The following is a 25,290-nucleotide window of genomic DNA, read 5'->3' on the forward strand; positions in this document are numbered from 1 at the left end:
ACTTATTTTATCTCTTTTTTAAGAATCTTCTTGTCGATAGGATCTCTGGTCTCAGCAGCCTTCATGGCATCATCCATAGCACCGAGAAGTCTGTCGATATTTCCTGACTCCATCGCCATCAAAGCATTCTTTATAGCTGTATCTGCTCCGCTCTCAAGCTTGAAGCCCTTCTCATCAGCGTAGCACTCTGCCACATTGATCATTCCACTCTCATTGATCTGGTCAAAGTATACTCTGTTGTTGAACGATCTTGCCTGAGTCATATTTGCTGCAAGCATATTGCTGAGAGCTGTCTTCTCTCCTGTGAGGATGATCTTAACATCATTCTTCTCAGGTGAACACATATCAACCATCTCTTTGAATCTCTCAGGTGTTATAAGTCCTGCACTCTCAATGATAAGACATCCGCCCTTGAGCTTGCCAACTGCTCCTGCAAGCTTACCGCTGTTTATAACCTTTGCCTTAACCTTTGCCTTTGCCTCAGACTTGCAGATTCCCATATCATAATAGAACTTTGCAAAATCCTCACCGACCATGGTAAGTCCAAATCCGTGCTGTCCAAGAATAACAACATTCTTAGATCTCTTAGGATCTACCTTGAGAGTCTGGAGAACGTTAACGATCTGTGCACCAGCAGGCTCGACTCCGAGATACTTGTAGAGGTACTTTGCCTCCTTAGGCAGTGATTTACGTCTCGCAGCAACAGCCTCACTTACTGAAGCAGCCATAGTTGCTTCTTCATCCTGTGTGATAACCTGTGCAGCTTCCTCAACCTTGCCTTCCTTCAGAAGCTCTTCCTGCTTCTTGTACTCTTCCTCACGCTTTATAGCCTTTTCAAGTACCTTTGCAGCAGCAGTAGCCTTGCTTCTTATATCCTCGAGCTGTTTCTTGACATCAGCCTCGGCCTTGTCTATTGCTGAGAGATCTTTCTTCTTCTTCTCCTCAGCCTCGGTCTTGGCCTGATCAGCAGCCTCTTTTCTTGCAACAACGCGCTCAGCCTGTTTTGTCTTGAGCTCAGCGATCTTGTTCTTTAACTCTTCTTCTTTCTTCTTTGCATCATCGAGAAGCTTCTTAGCATCAGCTTCAGCCTTTGTCTTCATATCTGAGGCTTCCTTCTCAGCCTTCATAGCTGCAGTCTGAACCTTCTCGAGCTCACTTGCCTCTGCCGTAGCATACTTCTCTTCCTCAGCAGCAAGGAACACCTCATGCTTGGTCTCTCTATCTTTTCCTTCTGCCGTAAGCTTATCTGTCTTTTCCTTGGCAGCAGCTTCCGCATTCTGGATCTCAACCTCTTCTGCGATCTTAGCCTCTTCGACTACCTGCTCCGCTTCCTCGGCAGCAGCCTCTGCCTTTGCCAGAAGATCCTCAGCCTCAACAAGAGACTTCTTAGCTGAGTCGAGAGCTTCCTGAGCCTCTGCCTTCGCAGCCTTGAATGAGTCATTCTCCTTCTTTGCAGCGGCAACATCCTCACTGATCTTCTTGTTGTCGTTCTCAGCAGTTGTAATCTGATCAGCAACCTTCTTTATGAACTCTTCGCTGTCTGAAATCTTCTTCTGAACCTCTTCCTTGGCTTTCTTTGCTGCCTCAAGAGCCTTTGCAGCCTCCTCCTCAACCTTCTCTGCCTTCTTCAGTTCTTCCTTCTGTATTGCAAGCTTTGTGTTTGCATCATTTCTGCTATTCTTTGCATTCTTAACAGCCTTCTCTGACTCCTCAAGCTTCTTCTGGAGCTCATCAAGAGTCTTCTGTGACTGACTCTCCATCTCAGTGGTATTCTTAAGATTAGCATCAGCCTCTTCCTCAGCCTTCTTAGACTCGCTGAATATTGCACCAGCCTTTGTCTTGTCTGCCTCGGCAGTCTTCATGATCTTGGCTGCTCTTGCTTCCTCATCTGTGCGCTTCTTCTTGGCCGTCTCTATAGACTTCTTCTTATCCGCATCTATGTCTGCCAATTTCTTCTTATCAGCATCAACAGCCTTGTTGTACTCAGCAACACCCTTATCCACATTAGTCTTCTTGGTGTCTGCAAGTGCCTTTATAGCCTTGTCGGCAGCAGCCTGAGCCTCATTGATCATATTGTTCTTATATGTATCAGGATCACTCTCCTTGAGGATTCTGTCTGACTCTTTCTTAGCAGATTCATTTGTATCTGATATCTCTTTCTTGAGCTTTGCAATATTGGCATCAAGCTCTTTCTCCTCTCGCTCAAGCAGTTCAGCATCATTCTTCTTCTTTGCCTCAGCCTCCTGTGCCATCTTTGCATCATAGTTCTGCTTCTTGGCAGCAAATTCTTCAAGCTGCTTTTCGAGATCCTTCTCTGTCTTCTCGCATTCCTCGATGGTCTTCTTCGAGGTCTCAGCATGTTTCTTTGCCTCTTCAGCATTCTTTCTGGCATCGTCGATCGCCTGCTGCTTCTTTGCCTCAGCCTCAGCCTTAGCCTTTTCAGCGGCAGCCTTCTTTCTTGCCTCTTCTGCCTCTTTGCGCTTCTTCTCCTCTTCAGCCTTACGCTTAGCCTCTTCCTCGGCCTTCTTCTTAGCTTCTTCCTCAGCCTTCTTCTTGGCTTCCTCCTCAGCTTTCTTCCTAGCCTCCTCTTCAGCCTTCTTCTTGGCTATCTCCTCAGGACTCTCCTCGTCTATATTGGACAGGTTCTTTATTCCTGCTCCAAGGAAATCGTCATCATCGTCATCATCATCATCAAAATCATACAATGACTCTCCAGCCGCAGCCTGCTTGTTTCTATCTGGGAGAATGCTGAACAGATCTCCGTTCGCATCACTGCCTCCCTTAGGTGACTTAACTTTATTCACCTTTGCATTCTTATCAGTTACCCACTCAAGTGTCTCTTCATCCTCAGCATTTTCATCATCATCAGTGAGAACAATATTGCTTCCACCTGTTGACTTAACTGTACCTTCAGTTCCGGCGCCGAACTTAAATCCGCCACCAAGACCGCCTTCTGTTTTAGGTGTTTTTCCAAGACCGCCGCCAAGGCCGCCTGATCCAAGGCCTCCCTCTGTCTTAGGTGTACTTCCGAGTCCTCCGCCAAGGCCGCCTCCGAGTCCTCCAAGACCGCCTTCACCTAATCCGCCGCCAAGGCCGCCTCCGAGACCACCGCCCGACATATCATCAGCGATGCCTCCAAGGTTAAGACTGAGCTTAGGTGCAGCTCCCTCTGGTTTTTTATCTTCTTTTTTATCTTCAGGCTTCAGTCCCTCTCCCTCTTTTGGAACATCGTCCTGCTTTTCATCCTCAGTTGAAGTTTCCGGTTCATCCTCATGAACAATTCCAAGAGCCTCTTCTCTCTTACGGCGTTTCTTAGCCTCGATTCGTTCTAACTCCTCCTTGGACAAAGTTTTGTGTTGGCTTTTAGCAGTCTCAGCATCTTTCTTCTTGCTGCCGCTCTTGAGAAGTTCTTCCTCTTCTTCCCTCTTTTTCTTGGCAGCTTCTGCAGCTCTTTCCTTTTCAAGCTGTGCCTTGATCGCCGCAATCATTGCTTCTGTCTGATCTACAGCCAATTCCCTCGCCTCCTTCCGTTTGTTCAAATAAAAAGCAATACACTATATGTATGATCATGCTACTTTATTTCTTCTTTGATCAGCCCTTCAGTCTGAACGGCTTTTTCTTCGGTTGCTCTGGTTCAGCGTCAACCGTTTCCTGTTGTGGGGATTCCTGCTCATCTGTCTTCTCCTCGTCGGGAGCTGCCACATCATCCTCTTTATCTTCATCATCAAAATTCAATATAGAATTGAATTCCGTGTTGAATTTAATTCCAAGTCTTGCAAGGAGTCTGTCTGTTTCACCGATAAGATCCTCCTCTTTCTTAAGACTTTCCGATATCTTGGCTTCATCAGCCTCTATCTCTGCATTTATATCTTTCTCTGCCGACAGATCATACAGTGCTGCATTCTCTGTGTTGTAGTCAGGGAACAGACTGCTCTTAAACACCGGGAAGCCATTATTCTTTGGCTTTTCCGGTTCTGTCTCCATCGCAATTTTCTCTTCTGACTTATCCTCTGCTTCCATTGTGAATTCCTCTTCGACCTCTGATTCAGCTTCAGCCTCAGTTTCTTCGATCTCCAGTTCAGCCTCAGCTTCAAATTCTTTCACCTCTGGTTCGACTTCCACTGGAACTTCTTCCATCTCAGATTCCTCAGATTCCGCATCGATTGTATATTCTTCTAACTCTGGCTCAGCTTCAGTCTCAAATTCATCTTCAATCTCCGCTTCGGCATCGATTGTGAATTCTTCCTCAACCTCCGGCTCTGCCTCGACTGTTAATTCTTCCTCAGTCTCTGGCTCTGCCTCGATCGTGAATTCTGCACCAACCTCAAGTTCTTCTTCGAATTCAGGCTCAGAATCTGCATCTACCTCGAATTCTTCTTCGATCTCCGGTTCGATCTCAACTGAGACTTCATCAACTTCCGGTTCATTCTGCTCTACACCCGGCTCAACAGCAGTTTCTTCCACATCATTCTGAGACTCCGCATCTTCCATCAGATTCTCGAGATTTTCATCGTCAACCTCGAACTCCTCAAGAGATTCAAAGGCTTTATCAAAATCAAACGTTTCTGATTCAACCGGTTCATCAGGCAAAGTCTCCGGCTCTGCATCCGCCTCAAATCCATCCTCAAAGTCTCCCTCGAACTCAGGATCAAAGGTCTCCACAACAGTATCGTCTTCAGAATCGCGATCTGACGCACTGTCAGATACGTCATCAGAATCGTCACCATCAACTTCAACCATGACTACTTCCTCCGGCTCTTCTTCGATAACATAATTATCTTCCTCCACCGGTTCGGAATCCTCATACTCATTGTCGTTATCTTTGTTATACACCGCTGCATCCTCAGGAGTCAGCTCCCCGCTTATCTCGGTCATATCCTGCGACTTTCCCTCAGGAGCTTTCTCACTGTCACTGCTCATCGCCTTGAGCTCAGGCTTTGCCGTATTCCCGGCATCATCAGCGGTATCGGAAATAACTTCCTCGAGCAGTTGTTCCTTGTCAAGATTCTCGTTCTTCAGAGATTCCATCTCCTGCTCGACAAGCTCTTCCTCTTTCCTTGACATCAATCCAAATAAACCTCTGGATTTCTTCTTCGGCTCAGAATTCTCTTCTTCCTGACGAGCTTCCTTTTTCTGCTCTTTTTTATCCTTCGATCTAATCCACATCTGCTTGAATTTCATGGAACTCGTCACAGGTGCGTCATCCTCGACCATGATCATGATCTTAGCATCCTTTGGATGCATTCTCAGATCGTCTTCTTCCAATATCTTATTTTCATTTGCTCTTGTATCTGCCTGCTCAGGATCATCATCCGACATCTCCGTGTCAGGATAACAATAAATCATGGATTCAAGATCCACATCGCCGCCCATGAGCTTGTCCAGCATATACAAATGTGAAGAGTTCTTGTAATGCGCTCTGAATTCAACACAGGCGCTGTCAAACTTCTCCCTGTTTCTTATGTACGCATGAAGCAGAAGCATCTCAAAATCCCACTCTTCATCCGTCTCAACATCATTCGCCGACACCAGTATGCTGTAAAGTTCATTCACGGGCTTCCTGTGTGCCTTGGCTATCATATATTCAAGTCTGTATGTACCTGCATCCTTATTGGCCTGATTAAATGTATATATCTCAAAATAATGCTCTGCAAGCTGTGTAAATCCCATGGATAAATACAGTTTTATCAAAGAATATATTATCTTGTTACCAGCCGGAGCCATGGCATGTGCCTTGACAAGCGCCGCTCTGGCCTCAGGATATCTTTTGTTCTCGTAATACACCTCGCCGCATATTCTAATAAACTGTGGACTAAGTGACTTCGACAGATCCTGATGTTCAAGTATATCGAGAGCGAGACTGTAATCGCCATTGTCTGCAAGTTCCTTTATTTTGTTTACACTTGACATACTGATTCCAGTACTCATAACCCAGCCTCCCACTTTTTTATCATCGTATTATTTTATCATAAACGGCTATTCTTTACAACCTTTTGATTGGTCAGCAAAAGGACTATCCCGGCCACTAACCCGGCCGCAAATCCCGCCACATGGGCAACATTATCAATACCTTCTGACATCTTTCCGTTAACCAGTGTCAGAATAAATAATATAAGCATATTAATAAGTGACAGATCCTTCACCCGGCCTTTATTATAAAATGCTATGACAACCAGCACTCCCAGAAGACCAAATATCGCTCCGGATGCACCAGCCGAGTAAGCATATGTATTATTATAAAAACAATCTATGTATGATGCAAATGACGCAGTAAGACCCGTGGCAATATAAACTATGATATAATTGAATCTGCCTATTATATTCTCAACCCTCGCACCGAGTGCGATCAAAATCACCATATTTCCAACCAGATGTGCTATTCCAAAATGTGTAAACATTGATGTCAGGAATCTGTAATATTGTCCTTTTTCTGATATCGCAAGCACTTCCACAGCCAGTTCCGTAGGTTGATATACAAAGATACATGCAACGTACACCAGAATATTTATCAACAGTAATATCGGTGTTACAACACCGAACATTCTTATCAGATTGTGCTGGGATCTGCGGTTATCCACCACCGTTTTTTTATCGATCACATCATAGAGTGAGTCAAAGTCAGTGGGCTGATTCTCAAATATATACAGCTTTCCGTAATCCTCCGCGAACAGCCAGACATTGTCCAGTTCTTCAACTATCTTTTTTGTCATATCATCAAACATTCCGTTTGGAGTGATGAGTATATTGAGAAGATTGACTTTTATATGCGAATCCGAAGAAACATCAAGCAATATTTTATTATTGAACTTTTTCAGAGTCTCAGAATCAAGATTATGATTACTGCCTATAACAACAATATATACGGCATCGCTGTCTGCTCTGCCGTATACATTGTTACTTTCCGGATTGAGTTGTCTGTAACCCTTCTCCTTAAGATTTTTTATTATCTGTACCATGTACTGTTGCATATCGTCTTATAATCCCTATAATCCAAGGAAGAGATTCTCAACTTTCTCGATAACAGAGTCCTTCATGGATCCTCTGCTCTTCTCGTAATTAAGACCGGACTCCATGATCTCAAGAAGCTGCATTCTCATTCCTGTATCAATGTCCTTGATGTACTTCATGAGTACATCCTTGATCTCTATTACATACTCTTTTGTCTTCATCTCTTCAAGCATAGGCTCGTAGTTGAATGTGATAGAGTTCTTCATCTCATCCTGCTTTCTTCCACAGATCACACATTCCTCTGCGCCGCCTTCGTTTACGTGTCCACAGTTACATGTCCACACAAGTCCGTCTGACTTGTAGTTTGCAACTGCATCAATTCCCTTTTTGAGCTTGAGTGCCTTAAACTTAACGTCAGACATCTCAATTCCGATAGAATCCGCATCTATCTCGTATACTCCGCTGGCCTTGACATACTTCTTGATGTATACCTTGACGGAGGATATCATCTTTATATACTTGTCCGGAAGCTTACACTCCACATAATCCGACTTGAGGAGCTTGAGGTTGGTCTTATCAAATGTAAAATCAACATCCGGCAGTGTTATATTGTCACCATAGATATTGGTGAACTGAAGCTCTGCCTTAAGTGCCTTTATATCGTCGTTATTGTAGTTGTTGAACCACACGGAAATCTTTGTTCCCTTACCCTCTGATGCAAGCACCACCTTTGATGCTCTTGGCACGAGCAGGTCGTAATAGTTTCTTACATATATCTCGTTTCTGATGAAGCTGCTCTTGTCAAATTCCGACTTGTACTGCTCCTTTATGTTTACCAGAGTTCCACTGGCAACAACAGCAGTTACGTTGTTGGTGTATTCCTCAACACCTGTTCTGAATCCAACTACAGCATTGTACTTCGTCTCACGGACCATATCTGTGAAATTATTGATTGTTTCATTGAGGATCTCATCGATCTTCTCCTGATAGATATCTCTTCTATCCGTGGCAATATCCGCAATAGATGTTCCGAAATCCTTCAAAAAGTTGGAATTAAGTATCGTCTGTGTGAACTTGTATGTTCCATAGCCAACGATATCATATCCCTCAAAGCTTGTTCCCGATGTAATTAATACTTCCTTCATTAGCGCACCTCCCAAATATAAAAAAATTGTATCACAATAATCTTCATTTAACAAATGTTTTTTGTGAATTTTTAATCAAAAAAAGGTGCTTTTTTGTGAATATTATAAAAATAATTATAATTTATTTCTTCAGGTCACTATTTTTATATGTGACAAATGTGAAATTCACCTCTGACACATCCTCACCCGGTCTCTCATCCGTCACATCCCAGTTGTCCAGTTTGTCGAGATTCGAAATGAAGGCATCGGCCTCAAATTCCCTGTCTATTTTGGTGATTACTGCCTCATCACAATATGGTATGAGCTCATCGTAGATAGTCTGTCCGCCTATGACAAAAATGTCATCCGTGTCATATTTTGCCAGTTCTGTAAACAGTTCGTTCATTGAGTGGACAACCACCGCATCCTCAACTGCATATTCAGGATTCCTGCTGAGAATTATATTTGCCCTTCCCTTGAGCGGTCTTCCGCCCGGAAACTCCTCCAGAGTCTTCCTTCCGAGAACAACGACATGCCCCATCGTGGTCTGTCTGAAATTTCTCTGATCCTCCGATATCCTTATCAGTAATCTGCCTTTATTTCCAATGGCCCAATTCTTATCTACCGCTGCAATAAACTTCATATGTCCTCCATCTGTATAATTCCCGTCCCATGCTTCATAGTCTTATATCGCAATAGGAATATTCTTAATCTGTGGTCCTGTCTCATAGTCTTCTATCCTGAAATCATCCAGAGTAAAGTCATAGAAATCTTTGACATCCGGATTCATATAGAACTTTGGAGCAGGATGTGTAGGTCTTGTTATCAGCTCCTTGACTATCGGTATATGTCTGTCATATATGTGTGCATCCGCGATCACATGTACCAGTTCTCCCGGCTTAAAGCCCGTGACCTGGGCAAGCATATGTACCAGTACCGCATACTGGACAACATTCCAGTTGTTGGCCGCAAGCACATCCTGGGATCTCTGATTCAGTATAGCGTTGAGCCTGTCCCCTGTTACATTGAATGTCATGCTGTACGCGCACGGATACAGATTCATCTCACTCAAGTCCTGATGAACATATATGTTAGTGAGCATTCTTCTGCTGTATGGGTTATTCTTAAGGTCATATATCAGTCTGTCCACCTGATCCATCATGCCCTCTTTATATTTATGCTTTACACCAAGCTGATATCCATATGCTTTTCCTATGGAACCGTTCTCATCTGCCCAACTGTCCCATATATGGCTCTTGAGGTCATGAACATTATTTGACTTTTTCTGCCAGATCCAGAGCAGCTCATCAATAGCCGACTTCACATACGTCTTTCTAAGTGTTATCGCAGGGAATTCCTTTGACAGATCATACCTGTTGACAACACCAAAACGCTTTATGGTGTAGGCATATGTTCCATCTTCCCACTTTGGTCTGACCTTCTCCCCCTCCGTACTATATCCATTATCGATTATATCTTTACACATGTTTATAAAGAGATCATCTGCAAGACTCATTTTGGTAACCTCCGATTGTTTTTTCAGATAATTATATCATACTCTCCATCCCACATGTGATTAATTATTACATCAAACAACACTTTTATTACATTTTGATTTACAACGGACTATTTTTGTGTACAATGCAGAAAAACATTCAAAGGAGGTGAAACATGAAACCACATTCATCCAATCCACTACCTGCCCTTCTCAGATATTTCAGACAGAAGGCAGGACTCACACAGCAGGATGTCGCAGCAGCGCTATCTATTTCCAGATCCGGATATGCCAACTACGAGGAAGGGAGAAACATCCCTAATATAGAACAGGCCATAAAGCTGTCAGAGCTTCTCAACCACGATTTTCTATATGCATACACCCTGTCATCAAGATACATGCAGGGGCATCCAAAGCCACTACAGATCGTCATGGAGGACAATTCATACATGACCGCCATAGAATCTAACCAGAGCACAGCAGACATGCTGGGCAATTACAGATCTCTCAGCGACAGCGACCGTCAACTTATAGACACATTTGTGGCAAATCTAGCATCTAAAAATTCCAGACTGTAAATCCAGTATTATACCCACCAATTACAGTAAATATTATTTTTAAGGAGAAAACAGGAAAATATGAAAAAAAGAAAAGAACGCAACATTGATCCGTCGGTGTATGAAGACGATTCATCCGATCAGGATTTTAACTGTGCAGTGATAGGCGGCGCACTGAAGTCTCTAAGGCGCAGCCACGGAAAAAGGCAGCAGGAAATAGCCGCCATCTTGAAGGTGTCCGTCTCCGCCTACTCGCACTATGAATGTGGAGAGCGAATCCCGGATCTCATAAATCTTATCAGGATATCCAATTTATACAGTATTAATATGAGTCATCTGGTGCTGCTCACCTGCATCGATATAGCAAAGAAAAATAAGATGGACATCAGCGAAGTGTTCCTCGCCTACAGCCACGGCAGGACTCTTCCACCGGAAGCGACAGGAATAATGTCCGACTGTGATCAGCTTGACGACAACGGTAGGGAAAATCTCAGGCTGTTTTTAAAGTCTGCACTGAGCTGCTAGCAGACTCACAATTTCGAAATAATACGGTTCAGATCGTTTATAACTCTCTTCTTATCAGCACTCCACGGAGGCGCAACAAGAATATTCTTAGGCCCATCCCCGGTGAACCTGTGAACAACCATATCAGGAGGAAGCTCTTTAAGACAATCACACAAAATATCTGCGTATTCATCAAATGTCAGTGCACGGAACACTCCTTCCTCATACATTTTTTCAAGAACAGTTCCCCTGAGGACATGAAGCAGTTGGAGCTTTATACCATTTGCGCCGCTTCGCACTATGTACCTTACCGTATCAATCATATCCTCCTTCGTCTCACCGGGCAGGCCTATTATCATATGAACTATAATGTGAACTCCCAGTTCTCTGAGTCTGTTCATCGTCTCATCATACACACTTATGTCATAACACCTGTTGATGAGCTGTGCTGTCCTGTCATTTGCTGTCTGGAGGCCAAGTTCTATCCACACAGGTTTAACAGCTATTATATCTTTTATCATATCTATGACCTCTGGGCCAAAGCAGTCCGGTCTGGAGGCTATCGATACAGCCGCAATGTCATCCCTTCTTGCAGCCGCCAGAAACTTTTCGCGCAAAGCATCGACATCACCGTATGTATTTGTATATGACTGGAAATACGCTATATATCTGTCGCATTTGCATTTGCCTGATATCCTCTTTTTTGCCAGTTCTATCTGTTCACCTATGCTCAGGTCTGCATCCTCAGAGAAATCTCCGGAGCCACTGGCACTGCAAAAAATACATCCACCTGTCCCGGCTTTACCATCACGGTTGGGACAGGTGGTTCCTGCATTCAATGATATCTTATATAATTTCTCTCCAAATGTATCTCTTATATACGCATTTGTTGTATATATATCCATACTGTTACCTTCTATATACGATCCTGTCTATATCTGATGTGTCGCCTTTACAAGAGCAGGAACTATCTGTTTCTTTCTTGATACAACACCGGGAAGATATGCATAGCTATCCTCAAGCTGCACATCAAATGCTTTGCTGCACAGTTCCTGTGCATTCTCTCCCACGCATATGATACCTGAGCCCTCCTGAAGAATATTGGTCATTGCAAACAGGACCACATCACAGCCAGGCTCCATATATCCACCGAGGAATTCACGCATACCGTTTCTTATTCTGTCAATCTCTTTCTCATTGACGGAATTGATCTGTCCAACAGCAACAACCATATCTCCAATGTCGAATTTCTTGAAATCCTGATGAAGTATCTCATCCATGGTCTTGTCCTTGAGGTTGCTTCCCGCGTCGAACATCTCCATGGCAAATTCATATATGTCTATCTCTGCAAGCCTTGCAAGCTCCTTTGCAGCAGCCTCGTCTATGAATGTGCACGTCGGAGACTTGAATGCCAGTGTATCAGAAAGTATCGCTGCGCAGAGAAGTCCGGCTATCGGCTTATCTATCTTGACATTCTGCTCTTTGTACATCTGATAGATGATCGTAGCAGTACATCCAAGTGGCTGATTTCTGAAATACACAGGATTCATGGTCTCTATATTCGCGATCCTGTGGTGGTCGATTATCTCGAGTATCTCGGCATTCTCCACGCCGTCAACAGACTGGGTTCTCTCATTGTGATCAACAAGTATGAGCTGTTTCTTTCTCGCATTGATGTAATTACGCCTTGATACAAGTCCCTTGTAGTTGCCATAGCCGTCTGTAACCGGGAAGTATCTCACTCTGGTCTTTGCCATGGTCGTCTTAAGCGTATCTATATCGTCATCCTCATAGAATGTCATGATGCGGTCTCTTATCATAAAGAATCCGATAGGCATGCTCTGTCCGATAAGTCTGGCAACAGCATAGGTGTCCGTCGGTGTAACAACAACCGCACAGCCCTTGTTCTTCGCAAATTCAAGAACCACGTCAGATATACTGTTCACAAGACATACTATAAGCATGCTCGCACCGCAGTTTATGGCCGCAAGCTGGGCTTCGACTCTGTCACTCACTATGACTATGTCATTTTCCTTGACATGTCTCTCAAGGATGTCAACCTGGGCAGCTCCCACGATCACTCTTCCATCCTTAACATATTCGTCGGCGTCACCGTACACAAGCTCGCCATTTATAGTATCTATTATGTGTGAGAACCTTGTGGCGGCTATGAACAGGGAATTATCATCCTTCTCAAGCATATATGCCTCAGCAATATCTCCGACAGTTATGATTCCTTTTATTTTGCCATTATTGACAACCGGAAGTGTCGTGGCGTCGTTATCCTGCATTATCTCAAATGCTCTCTTCATGGTGATGTCTCCCGACACACCATCAACTATTCTGTATGCTATATCCTTCACCTGTACATTTACATTGCTCACAAGTGCCGGCGCCTGCACACCAAAATAATCAAGGACAAACTGTGTCTCTTTATTTATATTTCCAGCTCTCTTTGGAATGTATTTGTTCTCATGCTGATTTTTCAGATGGGCGTACGCAATCGCTGAACATATAGAATCCGTATCCGGATTCTTATGTCCTATGACAAACACCTCATCTGTAGGAACATTATGCATATTTCACCTCTTATTTCTATCAATTATAATGTATTCATTTCTATGCCACGCAGGGAAGATGCCTTGTGACATCCCACATGCTAACAAGCATAAATTGAATGAGGCAAAATGACAACCCCTTTTAACGTTGTTTATCATTTTGCCCCATTTTTTATCTGTTTAATCAGAACTTATATCTCGCTTATATCCACGAGTGAAAGCTTTGTGGTATCAGCGGTCTCAAGGCTTGTGAGCAGCGCATCGGCTGTATCAAGGCTTGTAAGACATGTAACACCTGTCTCAACTGCGTGACGTCTGATAATAAATCCATCCTTGCTTCTATCAACACCCTGTGATGGAGTGTCGATTATCAGATCGATCTCATGGCTCAGTATCAGGTCAAGCAGATTTGGTGATGGCTCCTCAACCTTGTTGATGAGCTTTGCAGGAACACCATTCTCATTGAGAACTCTGCATGTGCTTCTTGTTGAATATATCTCATATCCAAGAGCAGCAAATCTCTTACCGATATTTATAGCATCCATCTTATCTGAGTCCTTGACTGTGAGGATCATCTTCTTGGTTTTTGGAAGATTGATTCCGGCTCCAAGGAATGCCTTGTACAGAGCCTCATTGTAGTTCTTGGATATACCAAGGCACTCTCCTGTTGACTTCATCTCAGGTCCAAGGCTTATCTCAGCGCCTCTGATCTTCTCAAATGAGAATACAGGCTTCTTGATTGCGAAATACTCTGACTCCGGCTGAAGACCAGGTGTGTAACCCATATCCTTGATCTTCTCACCTGTGATAACACGTGTTGCAAGATCTACGATAGGTATTCCTGTTACCTTGCTTATATATGGAACTGTACGGCTTGAACGAGGATTTACCTCTATTACATATACCTCATCATTGTATGCAATAAACTGTATATTTATAAGTCCGATTACGTGCAGGCTGTTTGCAAGCTTCTTGGTGTAATCAGCGATGACTCTCTTTGTCTTTGGTGAGAGTGTCTGTGCAGGATATACCGAGATACTGTCTCCTGAATGTATTCCGGCTCTCTCAACATGCTCCATGATACCAGGGATAAGTATGTCATCTCCATCACATACAGCATCGACTTCGACCTCTTTACCCATGATGTACTTATCTACAAGTATTGGGTGCTCCTGGGTATGTCTGTTGATGATATCCATGAACTCTATGATATCCTTATCAGAGATTGCGATCTGCATTCCCTGTCCACCGAGAACGTATGAAGGTCTTACAAGTACCGGATAACCCAGCTCATTTGCAGCCTCAAGCGCCTGCTCTCTTGTAAATACCGTCTTACCAGCAGGTCTTGGTATACAGCACTTCTCAAGGATCTCATCGAAGAGCTCTCTGTCCTCTGCTGCATCTACATTCTCTGCACTTGTTCCAAGGATTGGTACCCCCATCTCCATGAGTGCCTCTGTGAGCTTGATAGCGGTCTGTCCACCGAACTGTACAACAGCTCCATCCGGATGCTCCAGATTTACTATAGCCTCAACATCCTCCGCTGTAAGAGGCTCAAAGTAAAGCTTGTTTGCTATATCAAAGTCTGTACTGACTGTCTCAGGGTTGTTGTTGACGATGATTGTCTCGTAACCCTTTCTCTCAAATGCCCATGTGCTGTGAACTGAACAGTAATCGAACTCGATACCCTGTCCGATTCTGATCGGGCCTGAACCAAGTACCATTACTTTCTTCTTTGAGTTATCCTCAGCGACCTCGTTCTCCAGAGAATCAAAGCATGAATAGTAATATGGAGTCATGGCATCAAACTCTGCTGCACATGTATCAACCATCTTGAAGTGTGCTGTTACACCGTAGTCGTAACGCATCTGTCTGATCTCTTTCTCTGTCTTGCCTGTGAGTCTCGCGATAACCTTGTCAGGGAACTCAACTCTCTTGATCTCCTTCATTAGCTCCTTGGAGATATCTCCCTTGGACTCGATTATCTTTCTCTCAGCCTTAACAAGGTTGTGGATCTTGTCTATGAACCATCTGTCGATCTTGGTGATGTCATAGATCTGATCGTATGATATTCCACGTCTGATAGCCTCAGCTATGACATAGATACGTCTGTCATCAACATGTCCGAGAAGCTTTATAACCTCTTCGTCTGTCATATCCTTGTATCTGCTTGACCAGAGACTGTCTACATGCTGCTCCAGTGAACGGAGAGCCTTCATAAGTGCACCCTCAAAGTTTGTACAGATACTCATAACCTCACCGGTTGCCTTCATCTGTGTTGTCAGATCATGGTCAGCGGCGATGAATTTATCAAATGGAAGTCTAGGGATCTTGACAACCACGTAATCAAGTGCCGGCTCAAAGCTGGCATATGTCTTCTTTGTAATAGCGTTCTTGATCTCATCCAAGTTGTATCCAAGGGCTATCTTGGCAGATACCTTTGCAATAGGATATCCGGTTGCCTTTGATGCAAGTGCTGATGATCTTGAAACTCTTGGGTTTACCTCGATAACACAATACTCAAATGAATTAGGATTCAGAGCAAACTGAACGTTACATCCACCCTTGATGTTGAGCTCTGAGATAATGTTCAGTGCTGAGCTTCTGAGCATCTGGTACTCCTTGTCACCAAGTGTCTGTGATGGAGCCACGACTATAGAGTCTCCAGTGTGTACTCCGACAGGATCAAGGTTCTCCATGTTACATACGGTTATACATGTACCATTTGCATCACGCATAACCTCGTACTCGATCTCCTTCCATCCTGCGATACATCTCTCGACAAGAACCTGTCCTACACGTGAAAGTCTCAGACCGTTCATGAGGATCTCCTTGAACTCTTCCTCATTCTCAGCGATACCACCACCTGAACCTCCAAGTGTATATGCAGGACGGAGAACTACAGGGTATCCAATCTTCTTGACAAAGTTAAGACCGCCCTGAACTGTTGTAACGACCTCTGAAGGTGCTACAGGCTCATGGATCTTCTCCATAGTCTTCTTGAACTCAAGTCTGTCCTCGGCCTTCTTGATGGTCGTTGATGATGTTCCTATGAGAAGCACGTCATGCTCTCTGAGGAAACCTGACTCATCAAGCTCCATGGCGATGTTGAGGGCTGCCTGACCGCCGAGTGTCGGCAGAAGGCTGTCCGGCTTCTCCTTCTCAATGATAGCCTTTACAACATCAACCGTAAGAGGCTCAATATATACCTTATCTGCTATATCCTTGTCCGTCATGATGGTTGCAGGGTTTGAGTTGATGAGGACAACGCACAGTCCCTCTTCCTTAAGAGAACGGCACGCCTGTGTTCCGGCGTAATCAAACTCAGCAGCCTGACCGATGACTATAGGACCTGATCCGATAACTACAACCTTTTTTATATTAGGATTCTTTGGCATTACTTTGACACCTCCATCATATTCATAAATGTATCAAACAGTGAATCTGTATCCAGCGGACCTGCACATGCCTCCGGATGGAACTGAACTGTCTGTGCATTCTTTCCAAGATAGTGAACTCCCTCTACTGTTCCGTCATTTACATTGACGAAGCTGACCTCTGCGATCTTTCTGTCGAGGCTGTCTTCCTTGACCATATATCCGTGATTCTGTGTTGAAATATATACCTTGCCGGTCTTCATATCTCTTACAGGATGGTTTGCACCTCTGTGTCCGTACTTCATCTTCTCTGTATCACCGCCGTTGGCAAGCGCCATGAGCTGATGTCCAAGACATATAGCAAAAATTGGAATATCTGTATCGAAAAGCTTCTTTACCTGAGCTATTGTGACCTTACACTCCTTTGGATCTCCAGGACCATTTGTAAGCATGATTCCGTCCGGAGCGTCTGCGATGATCTCCTCAGCAGGTGTCTCTGCAGGATATACAGTAACCTGACAACCTCTTGCAAGGAGGGACTTGACGATGTTCTTTTTAACACCGAGATCGATGACTGCAACCTTGAATCCGTCACCAGGATAGAATATTTTCTCCTTACATGTAACATCGAGAACAACATGTCCCATCTTCCATGCCTTAATACGCTTCATGCACTCATCAAAATCATAATTCTCATCAGTTGTGATCATACCTCTCATGGTACCATCTTTCCTGAGGATCTTGGTAAGTGTTCTGGTATCTATTCCTTCTATACCAGTTATATTATTCTCAACAAGAAATTCGTTTATGGTCATCTCGCTTCTGAAATTACTAGGAGTCTTGCAGAGCTCTCTAACAATGAATCCTGACTGCCAAGGTCTGCCAGCCTCCATATCCTCTCTGCATACACCGTAGTTGCCTATAAGCGGATATGTCATACATACTGACTGCCCTGCATATGATGGATCTGTAAGAATTTCCAGATAGCCGGTCATCGAAGTATTGAATACTATCTCACTGATTATCTCATCAGTAGAGCCAATACTTTTACCTTCAAACACGTGTCCGTCTTCAAGTATCAAAAAAGCTTTCATAATCGTATTCCTTTCGTTTTTTCTATTTTTGCTCAAAAAAAAAGAGTGAAAACGGGGGAAACGCTTGAGATAACCCACATTTATTGGCCTCTTTTTTCTTAATTTAATAAATACTACCACATTTGACAAGGCGGTACAATATTTTTTTCGATATATTTTTTATTTTTGTGTTCACGGCAAAAATCTTGTTTTTTATTCAATATTTTTATTAATTTTTTCATCTCTGAGCTCAGCAGCCCGTCTGCTAAATTCACATCCACAGAAATTCTGTCTGTATAATCCATATTCCTTTGACAGCTCTATCGAGTGCTTATATCCATTTTTCTTCTTGAAATCACTGAACAGATAATCTATGTCGTATTTCCTGCTCATCTCTGCACCTATCTCGTTCAGCCAGTCCGCATTCTTGTGGGGGCTTATCGACAATGTGGTCGTAAATACGTCATATTCATTTTTCTTCGCATGGATCGCGCTCTTCTCAAGTCTCAGCTTATAGCAGTCATAGCACCTGAGTCCTCTCTCAGGAAGATCCTCCCTGCCCTTAGCCATATCCAGAAACACCTGCGGCTCATGCTCCGCCAGTTCGACATCCACTCCTTCCACATATACTTCATGTACAAATCTGTCAAGCTCACGGAATCTTTTTATGTACTCATCGTAATCCGTTATATTTGGATTGTAAAAATAAGCTGTTATGTCAAAATGCTCCGCAAGGACCGACAGACAATGGCTGGAACATGGCGCACAACAGCAGTGCAGCAACAGTTTTTTTCTGCCGCATTGTGTATTTTCACTATCAAATTCAGCTATCTGTCTCTCCATCATTTGATAATAATTTGCATTTTGCATCATTGTTTTCTCCTTTTTTTGTCGATATTTCACACCACATTTTACAACATTCGATTATCTTTTGCACATTTGTGCATGTTTACTAGTTGACTTTGTTATATCTTTACAATATACTGTAGATAGTTACTAAAGCACGTTATGATCATTTATCAATGGAGGTGTAGATTATGACAGTTCAGCAGGCAATTAAAAAGTACAAGTTAGAGCCGCTCAGCGTCAGCGTTGCCAAGGTCAAAGCCAAGGAGCTCAACGTTGATGAAGTTCTTTACATGAATGTGCAGAAGAACAAATATGCGTATATCGTACGCGATTCACGTGGTATAATGTTGTACTCTGATGAGCGCAATCTTTATACTAAGCTTTATAAGGGTTTAAAGATTACTCCCCTTGAATCATAATATTTTCACACGGAATTTATTAAATATGCACACACATGGAATATGGGAAAAAGCTGTTACTCCACTCCCCTATGGAATCAAGAGCTTTTTCCCATATTTTATATTAATCTGTACTCAGGCCTTTCTTCATTATACATATGACACCGTATCTCATCATCCACATATATTATGATCAGCGACAGGAACATCCACAGGATAGAATAAGGCACACATATCTGCCCCGCAAGATTTAACGGCATATCAGAGTAATCCCACACGTTAAGTCCTAGTCTTATATTCACAACATACCCGGTCAGGAACTCCAGCTCAGATATTATCACAGAGGAAACCAGCATCTGCGCAAGTATCCCCATCTTCGGAAACATCTGGTTCAGTCCGCCGCACAAAAGCGTAGCAAGACCTCCACAAATTATCATGGAATAATGGGAATAATGCCTGGCTGATATCTCCAGGAAATAATATATCATCCCACCCGTCATAAATATAGTAAAGCACTTACACACAAAGACCCTCACAGCGACACCTCCTGTATATATACAGTTTAGTATCAACCGTGAGGGTCAATATTATTTATTCTTTATACTTTCCTCTGAAAAAGTTATTTACATGATCAATAGTTCTGTCTGAGAGCTCAAGCTTCACGAATTCAGCCTTGCCGTTCTTGTTGAGGACGAACACATACACACCATCCTGATTCTGCTTATTGCCGGATGTGAAATCCCTGGTCTTTATTGAGCTGTCCTGCTGAAGCTCATTGTCGAGGTAAATGCATCCCTCTTTCGCAATGAACTTTACATCGGCGTTGCTGAAGCTCATGATCTTTTTTCTGCTCTTCTTTGCAATGATCCTTGCGATGTCTATATCCTCATTCACCATTATATATTCATACTCCGTCTCTCTTCTGGAAACAAAAATACCAAATACAACAGCACCTGCAATCGCAACTAAGAATCCAATACTGCCAAAGCCCTGAACGAACATCGCTGCGCCAAGTCCGGCGATCATCAGCACGATTCCGGCAGCCATACCGCAGGTAACACTCGCAGGTGTCTTCGCCTTAACTATATGTTCTGCATAACCATCATTTAACATACCTTTTTTCTCCTTAAGTTCTTTAAAATTCTAAGCCCTTATATTCTAGCATACATGGGCTGTTTTGTCATCTTATTCCCGCTGGACATCCACCGCATCCGCCACAGCCTGCCGTTCTGACAGCTCCGGCATCATCTCCGGCGTAATTAAATGCCGACTCTATGAGGCACACCGCCTGGGAGCTTATTCCAAGTCCCCCTCCGGTAAACCCAAGCTTCTCCTCCGTTGTCGCCTTGATATTGACCTGATCCTTGTCTATACACAGGCAATTACAGATATTCTCCCTCATCTGATCAATGTACGGCGCCATCTTAGGGCTCTGGGCAATTACGGTCGCATCTATGTTCTCGATGATGTAGAGCTTCTCCTCGAGAAGTCTCTTCACTTCTGACAGGAGCTTCATGCTGTCCGCTCCCTTATACCTCTCATCAGTATCAGGGAAATGCTTTCCAATATCCCCCAACGCCGCAGCACCGAGAAGCGCATCCATTATCGCATGAAGAAGTACATCCGCATCGCTGTGTCCAAGGAGTCCTTTCTCATATGGAATCTCAACTCCTCCGATTATAAGTTTTCGTCCCTCAACTAGTCTGTGGACATCGTATCCCATTCCAACTCTCATGTGATATCCTCCTTATATGAATAAAAAAAAGACGGAATGTCTTCCGTCTCATCAAATAGTAGCGAGAGGGGGATTCGAACCCTCGACACTGCGGGTATGAACCGCATGCTCTAGCCAACTGAGCTATCTCGCCATGTCTTGTAAATGGGACCTATAGGGCTCGAACCTATGACCCTCTGCTTGTAAGGCAGATGCTCTCCCAGCTGAGCTAAGATCCCATATTACTTCGTGTCATCGCTGACACCTTTGTTAGTATACTCAAGTGACCATGTTTTGTCAACAACTTTTTTCACTTTTTTTATTTTATTTTTTATCGGCCTCCACCAAACAGGTAAATAATGAGATTCACTATGAACAGAATGATGACAACAGGTATCACGATATACCACACTATCTTAAATCCCAGCCAGATAACTCCAAGCACTATACCTATAACAAGTGCAGCCACAAGAATGAGTATTATCGCTGTCAGCACCTTGCCTATCGGTGAACTGAAATCAAGCTTGCCATAAGCAAAGCTTGTATTGCCCTCGTCGTCCACATTTACATGCCAGCCCTTCTGACTGCTTCCGCTGGCTTTGCGGGTGTTGTAGCTGCCATCATACGAAGAGGATTCTGTATCATAATATCTTCCGCTTGCGCCCTGTCCCTCTGTGTCAATGATCGTCTTGGCGATCAGTCTTGCAGATCCCAGAGATGAACATATCTCCTCCTCTGACTTGCCTGCTTCTTTCTGCTTCTTAAAATAATCCTCATAATAATTTATCGTGTCATAATATGTCTGCGTTGAGACATTTCCATCAAGAGCTTTCTTCAGCTCATCCATAAACTCTCTTTTTCGCATATCGCACCTCCGCGCCATTATGTCAATTCTATTTTTATCACTTCATATTAAGATATACGACGACAACTTTGTAGCCGCCCATATCTTCCACCACATAATTTATAGACCTTATATTGCCATAATTGTACAGAAATGACAAGTCAAATGTTTCGTCATCTGTATATATAGCAGCTTCCAGCACATTACTGCCGCCCATCTGTATCCTTATGCCTTTTTTATACTCATCGAACGAGTCATAGGTATAAAACCTCTTTTTATAGAAATTATACGCTGTGTCGGCACACTCTCTGTAGAATTGCTTTTCCCATGAGTGAGTCAGTTCCAGTGTGCTGTCATCGACATTCACATAGGTGTGCTTCAGATAGCTGCCCATATCCGGCAGCGAGTCATCCCATGTCAGATCCACATTATACCATTCTCCGCCGAGCTCTATCTGATTCCATGCATGAAGTCCTTCCTCCGTGCTTCCGACTACTATGTCACATTTGACGCCCAGACAGGACATGATTATGAAGAACGCCTCAGCGTAGCCGTCGCACACGCTCTGGTGAAGCACCAGCGCTCCATATGCCGTATATGCATCATCATTATTGTCGGGATATCCATAGACACAGTTTTCCACTATATAATCGTGCACGGCGATCTCCTTGTCAAGGTCGCTCATGCCATCTGAAATGTTGTCATTTATAAAGCTGTCGATCACCTCATATATCTGCTTCGCCCTTATGTTGTCCTCCGGGATATCCGTTCCTTCTATATATTTCCTGACAGCATAATAATTATCCGACAGTTCATAGTTGAGCTGTATTGCCAGATATCTTCCCGTCTCGATTATTATCCTGTACGTATCCACTGAGCCGTATGCCGAATCTATATATTTGTTGATGTTGTGCACATCACTTTTCGCCACATTACTTACATAATACATGCCCGACTCGTCTCCGTCCTCCATATCCTGGACAACGGCCGCCCGGAACTCCACCAGGCCATCAAGCATCTGGCTGCTCTTGATCACATTGAAGAACAACCACCGCACTCCCACCATCATCAGCGAGAGAACAACTACAATACTTATAACTCCAAGAATCTTCTTTTTTGTACCCAAACTTCCTGTCAATCCTCCATCCCTGCTTTGCTGCGGTGATCCGCCTGTATATTTTATCATCTGTACTTTTGCGCCGCAAGCACCAACCACGCATTTCCTGTGGTTATAAATAAACCTTATTTGTGTTGATATGCGAACTTTTATGTTGTAAAATGTACGTTGTTTGAAAACTACCTTATAATTTACTCAGTTTTCAACCTAAAACAAAAAAATAACAGAAAAGAGGATTTAATATGGCTCAGCTCTGGGGCGGACGCTTCACAAAAGAAACAGACAAATTAGTATATAACTTTAACGCATCTATTTCATTTGATCAGAAATTCTACAGACAGGATATCCGCGGAAGTATCGCGCATGTAACCATGCTCGCTTCATCCGGTATTCTCACTGACGAGGAAAGAGATCAGATCATAGCGGGACTTAAGGGCATACTGAACGATGTGGAGAACGGTTCTCTGCAGATCACTTCAGAATACGAAGATATACACAGCTTTGTCGAGGCAAATCTCATAGACAGGATCGGCGATGTGGGCAAAAAGCTTCACACCGGACGAAGCAGGAACGACCAGGTTGCATTGGACATGAAGCTCTATGTAAGAGACGAGATCATCGAGCTCAAGGAGCTTATTTACAAGCTTCTGACTACTCTTCACAGACTTATGAATGAGCACATCGACACATACATGCCTGGATTTACTCACCTCCAGAAGGCACAGCCAATAACTCTGGCACATCACTTTGGAGCATACATGGAGATGTTCAAGCGTGACTACGACAGAATGAACGATATATATGACAGAATGAACTACTGTCCTCTCGGATCAGGTGCCCTCGCAGGAACCACATATCCGCTCGACAGAGAGCTCACCGCTTCTCTGCTGGACTTCTACGGTCCGACTCTCAACAGCATGGATTCAGTTGCCGACAGGGATTACTGCATAGAGCTTTTATCCGCCATGTCTACCATCATGATGCATCTCTCACGTTTCTCCGAGGAGATCATCATCTGGAACTCAAATGAATATCAGTTTGTTGAGCTCGATGATTCATACAGCACAGGAAGCTCTATCATGCCACAGAAGAAGAACCCGGATATAGCCGAGCTCGTAAGAGGTAAGACAGGCAGGGTTTACGGTGCTCTCACCTCCCTTCTCACAACCATGAAGGGAATCCCTCTCGCATACAACAAGGACATGCAGGAGGATAAGGAGCTCACATTTGACGCGATAGACACTGTAAAGGGATGTCTCGCACTGTTCACAGGCATGATAGCCACCATGACAGTCAACAAGCCTAGAATGGAAGCATCAGCCAAGAACGGATTCACCAACGCAACAGATGCCGCAGATTACCTTGTAAATCACGGTGTACCTTTCCGTGATGCACACGGCATCGTCGGCCAGCTCGTTCTGAAGTGCATAGAGGAGAACATCTCCCTCGACCAGCTTAGTCTCGACGAGTACAAGGCCATCTGTCCTGTATTTGAAGATGACATATATACAGCCATCAGCATGGAAGAATGTGTTCAGAAGCGTAACACAATCGGTGCTCCGGGACACGCTGCAATGCAGAAGGTGATCGATGCAAACGACAAGTTCTTAGCATGGGCTGAGCAGGATTTAACCAAGCACACCAAGGAGTGATTTTTATGAACAATACAACAAAAGCCAAATACGATATGGCAGAAAAGATGCTCAAGGTCGATATCTCTCTTGAGGAGGTTGCTCTCATGACTGAGCTTCCAATGGAAACCCTGAAAAAAATACAGCATGACATCCAGAAAGACGGACTCGTCACAAGACACGACGTGAAGGATGTCGATCTCGATTCAGGCTACCTTATCTAAGCTTAATCCACATACCGTATAATAAATATCCCCGCTGTTCTCACTATGGCCCAGCGGGGATATTTATATGTGTACAACATTCCGGTTTATTTGTCCTCAAGATACCTTCTAAGACTTTTTATCGCATTCTTCTCGAGGCGGCTGACCTGCGCCTGGGATATGCATATCTCCTCTGCCACCTCCGTCTGGGTCTTTCCCTCAAAAAATCTCAGCCTCACTATATTCTTCTCCCTGTCGCACAGCCTGTCCATAGCCTCTCTGAGATCAAGGTTTTCAACCCACATCTCCTCCTTATTCTTTCTGTCTCTTATCTGATCCATGATGTACAAGGTGTCTCCACCCTCCTGATACACCGGCTCATACAGGGACAGCGGTGCCGATATGGCATCAAGCGACATGACTATATCTTCCTTCGGTATACTTATCTCCTCCGCTATCTCCTCTATCGTCGGCTCCTTATCCTTTGTCTTCTGGAGATTTTCCTTGGCATATATCGCCTTGTAGGCTATATCACGCAATGACCTTGATACTCTTATAGCATTGTTATCTCTGAGATACCTTCTACACTCACCTATGATCATAGGCACAGCGTACGTACTGAATTTGACATTGAGACTTCTGTCAAAATTATCCAACGCCTTGATAAGCCCTATACAGCCAACCTGGAACAGATCATCCGGATTCTCATTTGAACTGCCAAATCTCTGGATCACGCTGAGCACAAGGCGGAGATTCCCCTCTATAAACTCCTCCCGGGCAGAGCTGTCTCCCTGCTCCATCCTGTCAAACAGCATGTTCTTCTCATCCTCTGTAAGATATGGTAATTTCGATGTATTTACACCACATATAACCACTCTGTTCAGCGCCATATCATGTC

The 25,290-nt window shown here is 43.8% G+C and carries 22 protein-coding genes and 2 tRNA genes; 5 read left to right on the forward strand and 19 right to left on the reverse strand.

The features are described from left to right. Positions 1-2 precede the first annotated feature (2 nt). The 6 genes from OCV54_RS03905 to thyA all read right to left on the reverse strand — a co-directional run bounded on the left by OCV54_RS03905 (position 3) and on the right by thyA (position 9,588). Positions 3-3,512: a hypothetical protein gene (locus OCV54_RS03905; RefSeq protein WP_242849645.1), complete on the reverse strand. Its 3,510-nt coding sequence runs from the start codon at positions 3,510-3,512 to the stop codon at positions 3-5. Between the two features lie 79 nt (positions 3,513-3,591). Next, positions 3,592-5,928 carry a tetratricopeptide repeat protein gene (locus OCV54_RS03910; protein WP_055222710.1) on the reverse strand — a complete coding sequence of 779 codons (2,337 nt, stop codon included), beginning with the start codon at positions 5,926-5,928 and terminating at the stop codon, positions 3,592-3,594. 38 nt (positions 5,929-5,966) lie between these two features. Continuing rightward, positions 5,967-6,956 (reverse strand): rhomboid family intramembrane serine protease, encoded by a 990-nt coding sequence (locus OCV54_RS03915; RefSeq protein WP_238050297.1) that lies wholly within the window; start codon positions 6,954-6,956, stop codon positions 5,967-5,969. A gap of 27 nt (positions 6,957-6,983) precedes the next feature. Beyond that, positions 6,984-8,093, reverse strand: a complete 1,110-nt coding sequence (locus OCV54_RS03920; protein ID WP_022216390.1) for a heavy metal-binding domain-containing protein — start codon at positions 8,091-8,093, stop codon at positions 6,984-6,986. 121 nt (positions 8,094-8,214) lie between these two features. Continuing rightward, on the reverse strand, positions 8,215-8,715 hold the full coding sequence (locus OCV54_RS03925) for a dihydrofolate reductase (RefSeq protein WP_015535005.1): 501 nt from the start codon (positions 8,713-8,715) through the stop codon (positions 8,215-8,217). Between the two features lie 42 nt (positions 8,716-8,757). Then, positions 8,758-9,588, reverse strand: a complete 831-nt coding sequence (thyA, locus tag OCV54_RS03930; RefSeq protein WP_022216389.1) for a thymidylate synthase — start codon at positions 9,586-9,588, stop codon at positions 8,758-8,760. A gap of 155 nt (positions 9,589-9,743) precedes the next feature. Between thyA and OCV54_RS03935 the strand changes: the two genes are divergently transcribed. Continuing rightward, on the forward strand, positions 9,744-10,145 hold the full coding sequence (locus OCV54_RS03935; protein WP_015535007.1) for a helix-turn-helix domain-containing protein: 402 nt from the start codon (positions 9,744-9,746) through the stop codon (positions 10,143-10,145). A gap of 60 nt (positions 10,146-10,205) precedes the next feature. After that, positions 10,206-10,649: a helix-turn-helix domain-containing protein gene (locus OCV54_RS03940; protein WP_015535008.1), complete on the forward strand. Its 444-nt coding sequence runs from the start codon at positions 10,206-10,208 to the stop codon at positions 10,647-10,649. A gap of 5 nt (positions 10,650-10,654) precedes the next feature. On the opposite strand, the gene mnmL is transcribed toward OCV54_RS03940, so the two are convergent. The 5 genes from mnmL to OCV54_RS03965 all read right to left on the reverse strand — a co-directional run bounded on the left by mnmL (position 10,655) and on the right by OCV54_RS03965 (position 18,509). Further along, positions 10,655-11,533 carry a tRNA modification radical SAM protein MnmL/YtqA gene (gene mnmL / locus OCV54_RS03945; protein WP_055222712.1) on the reverse strand — a complete coding sequence of 293 codons (879 nt, stop codon included), beginning with the start codon at positions 11,531-11,533 and terminating at the stop codon, positions 10,655-10,657. 27 nt (positions 11,534-11,560) lie between these two features. Then, positions 11,561-13,207: a putative manganese-dependent inorganic diphosphatase gene (locus OCV54_RS03950; RefSeq protein WP_055222714.1), complete on the reverse strand. Its 1,647-nt coding sequence runs from the start codon at positions 13,205-13,207 to the stop codon at positions 11,561-11,563. 170 nt (positions 13,208-13,377) lie between these two features. Further along, on the reverse strand, positions 13,378-16,584 hold the full coding sequence (gene carB / locus OCV54_RS03955; RefSeq protein ID WP_055144327.1) for a carbamoyl-phosphate synthase large subunit: 3,207 nt from the start codon (positions 16,582-16,584) through the stop codon (positions 13,378-13,380). Then, complete coding sequence (locus OCV54_RS03960; protein ID WP_022216387.1) at positions 16,584-17,657, reverse strand: carbamoyl phosphate synthase small subunit; 1,074 nt, start codon at positions 17,655-17,657, stop codon at positions 16,584-16,586. The genes carB and OCV54_RS03960 overlap by 1 nt, the downstream gene beginning before the upstream one ends. 192 nt (positions 17,658-17,849) lie before the next feature. After that, entirely contained in the window at positions 17,850-18,509 is a 660-nt protein-coding gene (locus tag OCV54_RS03965) for an epoxyqueuosine reductase QueH (RefSeq protein ID WP_082418038.1), read from the reverse strand. Positions 18,510-18,673: 164 nt separating this feature from the next. Between OCV54_RS03965 and OCV54_RS03970 the strand changes: the two genes are divergently transcribed. Beyond that, on the forward strand, positions 18,674-18,904 hold the full coding sequence (locus OCV54_RS03970; RefSeq protein ID WP_022216385.1) for a hypothetical protein: 231 nt from the start codon (positions 18,674-18,676) through the stop codon (positions 18,902-18,904). A gap of 98 nt (positions 18,905-19,002) precedes the next feature. On the opposite strand, the gene OCV54_RS03975 is transcribed toward OCV54_RS03970, so the two are convergent. The 7 genes from OCV54_RS03975 to OCV54_RS04005 form a co-directional block, all read right to left on the reverse strand. Next, positions 19,003-19,419 (reverse strand): putative ABC transporter permease, encoded by a 417-nt coding sequence (locus OCV54_RS03975; RefSeq protein WP_022216384.1) that lies wholly within the window; start codon positions 19,417-19,419, stop codon positions 19,003-19,005. A 55-nt stretch (positions 19,420-19,474) separates the two neighbouring features. Further along, a complete protein-coding gene (locus OCV54_RS03980; RefSeq protein WP_022216383.1) occupies positions 19,475-19,996 on the reverse strand; it encodes a DUF6106 family protein in 522 nt (173 codons plus the stop codon). 67 nt (positions 19,997-20,063) lie between these two features. Next, the gene (ispF, locus tag OCV54_RS03985) at positions 20,064-20,618 is read right to left on the reverse strand and encodes a 2-C-methyl-D-erythritol 2,4-cyclodiphosphate synthase (protein ID WP_022216382.1); all 555 of its coding nucleotides are present in this window, start codon (positions 20,616-20,618) and stop codon (positions 20,064-20,066) included. A 59-nt stretch (positions 20,619-20,677) separates the two neighbouring features. Beyond that, positions 20,678-20,751 (reverse strand) — tRNA-Met (locus OCV54_RS03990). A gap of 12 nt (positions 20,752-20,763) precedes the next feature. Continuing rightward, positions 20,764-20,836 (reverse strand) — tRNA-Val (locus tag OCV54_RS03995). 92 nt (positions 20,837-20,928) lie between these two features. Next, positions 20,929-21,462, reverse strand: a complete 534-nt coding sequence (locus OCV54_RS04000) for a DUF1700 domain-containing protein (protein WP_022216381.1) — start codon at positions 21,460-21,462, stop codon at positions 20,929-20,931. 37 nt (positions 21,463-21,499) lie between these two features. Further along, a complete protein-coding gene (locus tag OCV54_RS04005) occupies positions 21,500-22,567 on the reverse strand; it encodes a transglutaminase domain-containing protein (protein ID WP_242859624.1) in 1,068 nt (355 codons plus the stop codon). A gap of 233 nt (positions 22,568-22,800) precedes the next feature. Here OCV54_RS04005 and argH point away from each other — a divergent pair, with 233 nt between their 5' ends. After that, the gene (gene argH / locus OCV54_RS04010) at positions 22,801-24,210 is read left to right on the forward strand and encodes an argininosuccinate lyase (RefSeq protein WP_055222718.1); all 1,410 of its coding nucleotides are present in this window, start codon (positions 22,801-22,803) and stop codon (positions 24,208-24,210) included. Between the two features lie 5 nt (positions 24,211-24,215). Then, the gene (locus tag OCV54_RS04015) at positions 24,216-24,413 is read left to right on the forward strand and encodes a hypothetical protein (RefSeq protein ID WP_015535016.1); all 198 of its coding nucleotides are present in this window, start codon (positions 24,216-24,218) and stop codon (positions 24,411-24,413) included. An 86-nt stretch (positions 24,414-24,499) separates the two neighbouring features. Here OCV54_RS04015 and sigG read toward each other — a convergent pair whose 3' ends face one another. Next, the gene (gene sigG, locus OCV54_RS04020) at positions 24,500-25,282 is read right to left on the reverse strand and encodes an RNA polymerase sporulation sigma factor SigG (protein WP_022216377.1); all 783 of its coding nucleotides are present in this window, start codon (positions 25,280-25,282) and stop codon (positions 24,500-24,502) included. Positions 25,283-25,290 lie beyond the last annotated feature (8 nt).

It is taken from the genome of Coprococcus aceti (assembly GCF_025567285.1).
GTDB classification, from domain to species: domain Bacteria; phylum Bacillota; class Clostridia; order Lachnospirales; family Lachnospiraceae; genus Coprococcus; species Coprococcus aceti.